General features: G+C 76.3%; 3 protein-coding genes. All 3 read left to right on the top strand.

Going from position 1 to position 3,169, the window contains the following annotated elements:
- Nucleotides 1-127: 127 nt before the first annotated feature.
- Nucleotides 128-805 carry a uracil-DNA glycosylase gene (locus tag ABT160_RS46635; RefSeq protein ID WP_351656412.1) on the top strand — a complete coding sequence of 226 codons (678 nt, stop codon included), beginning with the start codon at nucleotides 128-130 and terminating at the stop codon, nucleotides 803-805.
- Nucleotides 806-876: 71 nt separating this feature from the next.
- Entirely contained in the window at nucleotides 877-2,073 is a 1,197-nt protein-coding gene (locus ABT160_RS46640; protein ID WP_351656415.1) for a BadF/BadG/BcrA/BcrD ATPase family protein, read from the top strand.
- A 111-nt stretch (nucleotides 2,074-2,184) separates the two neighbouring features.
- On the top strand, nucleotides 2,185-3,108 hold the full coding sequence (locus ABT160_RS46645; protein WP_351656418.1) for a sirohydrochlorin chelatase: 924 nt from the start codon (nucleotides 2,185-2,187) through the stop codon (nucleotides 3,106-3,108).
- The last annotated feature ends 61 nt before the right edge of the window (nucleotides 3,109-3,169 follow it).

Below are 3,169 nucleotides of genomic sequence, written 5' to 3' on the forward strand. Positions count from 1 at the left end.
GCAGAGCTCAAACGGCTCCGGTGAGAGCAGTGCTCACCTGCTGGCGGCTACGGACCGTAGTCTCCCTCACGGCCCGACGAGTCCCATTAGGTGAGAGGTCGGCGGGCTGGGCCAGTAGGGTGACGGCGTGGCAGCAAGACCGTTGAAAGAAATCGTCGAAGCCGGGTGGGCCGAGGCCCTGGAGCCGGTGGCCGAACGCATCACCGCGATGGGGGACTTCCTCCGCGCCGAGATCGCGGCGGGACGTACGTACCTCCCCTCCGGGCAGAACGTGCTGCGGGCCTTCCAGCAGCCGTTCCACGAGGTGCGGGTCCTCATCGTGGGGCAGGACCCCTACCCCACGCCGGGGCACGCGGTGGGCCTGAGCTTCTCCGTGGCGCCGGAGGTGCGTCCCGTCCCCGGGAGCCTGGAGAACATCTTCCGCGAGCTCGACACCGACCTGGGGCTCCCCCGCCCCTCCAACGGTGACCTGACCCCGTGGACCCGGCAGGGCGTCCTGCTGCTCAACAGGGCGCTCACCACCGCACCGCGCAAGCCGGCCGCCCACCGGGGCAAGGGCTGGGAAGAGGTGACCGAGCAGGCGATCCGGGCGCTGGCGGCCCGGGGCACCCCGCTGGTCTCGGTGCTGTGGGGCCGCGACGCGCGCAACCTGCGCCCGCTGCTCGGCGACCTGCCCGCGATCGAGTCGGCGCACCCGTCGCCGATGTCGGCGGACCGGGGCTTCTTCGGCTCGCGGCCGTTCAGCCGTACCAACGAACTGCTCGAACGACAGGGGGCCCAGCCGGTCGACTGGCGCCTGCCGTGACCGGGACGGGCAGGGCGGACGGGACGGAGGGTCCGGACGGGGTCGCCGAGTGTGACCGGGGTCCGGGCTGGGTGATCGGGGTCGACTCCGGCGGGTCCGGGCTGCGCGTGGGCCTCGCGGACGCGGCCACCGGTGAGACCGCCGGGACGGTGGTGTCGCGGGAGCCGGTGCGTACCGGCCCGGACGGCATCGACGCCGCCCATCTGCTGGCCCAGCTCGTGCCCGCCGCCCGGGAGTTGCTGGCGCGGGCGAGTGGCGGTGCGGCGGAGGGTGGCTCGCCCGAGGGCGCTGAGCCCGGTGCCGCGCCTGGCACCGGGGCCCGTGGAGGTGCCTCGGTCCGTGGAGGTGCCTCGGCCTGTGGAGGTGCCTCGGCCCGTGGAGGTGCCTCGGCCTGTGGAGGTGCTTCGGCCCGTGGAGGTGCCTCGGTCCATGGAGGTGCCTCGGCCTGTGGAGGTGCCTCGGTCCGTGGAGGCGTGCGGGCCGTGGTGGTCGGGGCTGCCGGGATGGCGACGCTCGGGGACGGGCTGCGGGCTGAGCTGCCCGGGGCCCTGGCGCGGGAGTTCGGGGTGCGGCGGCTCGCGCTGGCCGCCGACGCCGTCACGGCGTACGCGGGCGCCTTGGGCCAGCGGCCCGGCGCGGTGGTCGCGGCCGGGACCGGCATGATCGCGCTCGGCACCGATCTGTCCGGCTGGCGCCGGGCCGACGGGTGGGGCCATCTGCTCGGGGACAGCGGGGGCGGTGCCTGGATCGGGCGGGCCGGTCTCGACGCGGCGATGCGGGCGCACGACGGGCGGCGCGGTGGTTCGGCGGCGCTCCTGGGGCGGGTGGAGGAGGTGTTCGGGCCCGCGGCCGGGGTGCCGGGGCTGCTCTATCCCCGTACCGACCGGCCCGCGGTGCTGGCGTCGTTCGCGCCCGAGGTGGCGCGGTGCGCGGTGGACGGCGACCCGGTGGCGGCCGGGATCCTGGAGCGGGCCGCCGCGCACATCGCGGAGGCCGCCGCGGCGGTGTGCCCGCGCGGGGAGGACCGCCGGGTCGCGCTGACCGGGGGGTTGTTCGGGATGGGCGAGCCCCTGCTCGTACCGCTGGCGGCCGAGCTGGCGCGGCAACTGCCGTGGGCGCGCACGGTGGCGGCGGCCGGGGATCCGCTCGCCGGGGCGCTCGCGGTCGCCGGGGCGCTGGCGCGCGGGGAGTCGCGGCTGCCGGTGGACGGGCGGCTGCTGGACGTGCGCGAGCTGACGGCGCGTGGGGCCGGGGCGGCGACCGGGTGACGGAACAGGGTAGTTGACCCGTTCACGACCCAACGGGTAAATGCGGACAGATGCCTCGTGAGTGCACCTCACCGAGGAGCCGTCCCGGCAAAACCAGTAGCATGCGGCGCCATGAGCTCCCCCACTGGGCCCGCTTCCGGCCTGCCTGTACGAATGCCTCGACCCCGCCAGTCCGGGCGGCACCGTCGACCCGAACCCGTGGCGGCGCCCGAGGGCGCTCCCGCGCTCGTCCTCGCGGTTCCCGGCACCCCTTCCGACGCCATACGCAGCTTGGCCGAGGAAGTCGTCTCCATCGCGCGTTCCGAACTGCCCGGCCTCGACGCCGCCATCGGTTACCTCGACGCCGCCCCCGACGACGCCGAGTACCCCACGCTCCAGGCCGTCCTCGCCTACAGCGCCGCCGTCCGCACCGAGCGCTACGAGCTGGCCCTGGCCGCCGGCCGCGAGGCCAGCGCCCCGCAGGGCCCGGACGCCGTCGTCGTCCCGCTGCTCGTGGGCCCCGAGAGCACGCTGTCGCTGCGGATAGACAAGGCGGTCGCCGAGAGCGGCGCCACCGCCAAGGTCGCCGACGTGCTCGGCCCGCACCCGCTGCTCGCCGAGGCGCTGCACGTGCGCCTGTCGGAGGCCGGTCTCGCGCGCGCCGACCGCGCCCGGCTGTTCACGGTGGCCACCGCCGCCGACGGCATCATCCTGGCCACGGTGGGCGGCGAGGAGGCCGTGCAGGCGGCCGGGATCACCGGCATGCTGCTGGCCGCGCGCCTCGCGGTGCCGGTGATGGCGGCCGCCCTGGACCAGGAGGGCGCGATCGCGGCGATGGCCGCTCAGCTGCGCGGCTCCGGCTCCCAGCAGCTGGCGCTCGCCCCGTACCTGGTCGGCCCCGAGCTGGCCGAGGGCCGCCTCGCCGAGGCCACCCGGGAGGCGGGCTGCGCGTCGGCCGATCCGCTGGGCGCCTACCCGGCCATCGGGAAGCTGGTGCTCACCCAGTACACGGCGGCGCTCGGCATCGCCGCGCCGCAGGGCACTCCGGCCCACTGACGCCCCTGGGGCGGTGGGACGACCGTACGGGGTGGGGCCCGCGCCGATCAGTCGGCGCGGG

Source organism: Streptomyces sp. NPDC001941 (assembly GCF_040296945.1).
Classification (GTDB): Bacteria; Actinomycetota; Actinomycetes; order Streptomycetales; family Streptomycetaceae; genus Streptomyces.